At 61.4% G+C, this 1,964-nt stretch carries 3 protein-coding genes, 1 tRNA gene and 1 rRNA gene; 3 read left to right on the top strand and 2 right to left on the bottom strand.

The genetic code is table 11. From position 1 onward, the window contains the following. From rrf to F0184_RS20440, 3 genes are all read left to right on the top strand, one after another. A 5S ribosomal RNA gene (gene rrf, locus F0184_RS20450) occupies window positions 1–91 on the top strand; the annotation flags it as partial. A 56-nt stretch (window positions 92–147) separates the two neighbouring features. After that, window positions 148–224 (top strand) — tRNA-Met (locus F0184_RS20445). Between the two features lie 251 nt (window positions 225–475). Beyond that, window positions 476–1,390, top strand: coding sequence for a restriction endonuclease (locus tag F0184_RS20440; protein ID WP_150497983.1), 915 nt, complete (start codon window positions 476–478; stop codon window positions 1,388–1,390). Here the strand turns inward: F0184_RS20440 and F0184_RS20435 are convergent. Together F0184_RS20435 and F0184_RS20430 are read right to left on the bottom strand one after the other, a co-directional pair. After that, complete coding sequence (locus F0184_RS20435) at window positions 1,366–1,590, bottom strand: hypothetical protein (protein WP_150497982.1); 225 nt, start codon at window positions 1,588–1,590, stop codon at window positions 1,366–1,368. The genes F0184_RS20440 and F0184_RS20435 overlap by 25 nt on opposite strands. Window positions 1,591–1,674: 84 nt before the next feature. Then, entirely contained in the window at window positions 1,675–1,836 is a 162-nt protein-coding gene (locus tag F0184_RS20430) for a DUF2190 family protein (protein ID WP_208998593.1), read from the bottom strand. Window positions 1,837–1,964 lie beyond the last annotated feature (128 nt).

Here is a 1,964-nt window from a genome sequence, read left to right as displayed (position 1 = left end):
CCACCCGATCCCATCCCGAACTCGGCCGTGAAACGCTCCAGCGCCAATGGTACTTCGTCTCAAGACGCGGGAGAGTAGGTCGCCGCCAGGCCCGCTAAAGACAGAAAAAAACTCTTCAACTTAAAACATCAAGACAAAACATCCTCACGCGGGATGGAGCAGCCCGGTAGCTCGTCAGGCTCATAACCTGAAGGTCGCAGGTTCAAATCCTGCTCCCGCAACCAAACTTTCCTGCAAGATATCAAACACTTAGGCCGCCCTCCGGGCGGCTTTTGCATGTCGCGTCGTGTCGCAAGCCCATCCCGAACACTCCCCAAAGATTCCAAAGGCTTACGACCAGCCCCGATTTCTCCGTGCAACACGGATGCGACACGGGACGGGGCGATGTTCGTGGAGCGTTCGCGCAGACCCGGGCTAGTGTCCGAGGGGTTGCCCTGCCATAGTCGCGAGCAAGATAGTTGCTCCGAGTGGTGATATGCCGATTCCAGATTTCCAGACCTTGATGCTTCCCGTCCTCCGCCTTGCCGATGCGGGTGAGATCAAGGTCGCGGATGCCGTGGGTCGGATTTCCGATGAATTCGCCCTTACCAATCAGGAGCGCGAGGAGCTGCTGCCCAGTGGCCGCCAAGCGAAGATCGCGAACCGCGTCCACTGGTCGGTCACCTACCTCGTGAAGTCTGGCCTCGTTGAGCGCCCGCGGCGTGGCTACTTCGCAATCACGCCCAAGGGGAAATCGGTCCTGTCGAGCCCGCCCGAACGTATCGATATCGCGTTCCTCTCACAGTTCGACGGCTTCGACGATTTCCGGACCAAGGCCAATGAGGATCACCCGGCCGAAGTCGAACCGACGCAGGACCTTGCCGCCGGGACCCCTGAGGAACGGGTGGAGGCAGCATTCGAGGATCTGAACGCCGCGCTACGGGAAGAGCTGCTCGAACGCATCCTGGCGATGCATCCGACCGCGTTCGAGAAGCTGATCGTCGATCTCATGCTCGGGATGGGCTACGGCGCAAATGGATCGGGCGAGCGGCTCGGCCGCACGAGCGACGGCGGGATCGATGGCGTGATCAACGAGGATGTGCTCGGCCTCGACATCATACACCTCCAGGCCAAGCGCTATGCGACCGGCAACAGCATCGGCGTGGAGAAGATCCGCGAGTTCGCCGGGGCGTTGGACGAACGCGGCGCCACGAAGGGCGTGTTCGTGACCACCAGCCACTTCGCGCCGGCTGCGATCCAATATGCGCAGCGCAGCCCGAAGCGCCTGATCCTGATCGACGGTGAAGAGTTGACCCGGCTGCTGGTGAAATACGGGGTGGCAGTTCGGGGCTACCGCATCCTCGAGCTGAAGAAAGTCGACACCGACTACTTCGACGAATCCGAAGGCTGATCCGGTTCCAGCTGCGCCAGTACCTGCCGCAGGAGCAGAACTGCATCCGCGACAGTGCCGACATGGCCCCAGTGAACATCATCGGGGGAAACGCCGAAATGGTCAGCCGACAGGGCAGCAAGCCTCTCCAGCAAGCCGTCCAACTCGGCCTTCCTGCTGATGAATGCGCTCAACGCGCTTTCGTTCTTATCTTTGCTCATCGGGCCCTCCTCTCTGTGTCGTCGCGAAGCAGCGATCCATAGGTGCGTGGCGAAAGCGAGCAATTTCAGCGGCTTGGCCGATTCTTAGGCCTCCGCCGTCGCCACCCCATCCAGCCGCACCGCGACGCTGGTGATGCCGTTCCCGGCCGCCTCCACCGCGACGCCGATGGGGAAGCGGCCTGCAGCCGGGGTGGTCACTTCCTTCGCCGTGTTGTCCCAAGCCACGCGCGCGCCGACCGTCAGCACCGGGTAGTGTCAAATATCTTTCGCACTTTCGTTTTCAGGCGACGGCTCCGTGTGCTTGGTTCTGCTCTTGGTAGAGCGGCGCCATGTTGATGTATTTTTGCGCTGACCATTTACCGGCCGCGATGTGC

Source organism: Roseibium aquae, from assembly GCF_008711285.1.
Taxonomy (GTDB): Bacteria; Pseudomonadota; Alphaproteobacteria; order Rhizobiales; family Stappiaceae; genus Roseibium; species Roseibium aquae.
The sequence above is the reverse complement of the archived record's forward strand: the minus strand, read 5'-3'. Positions and strand labels throughout refer to the sequence as shown.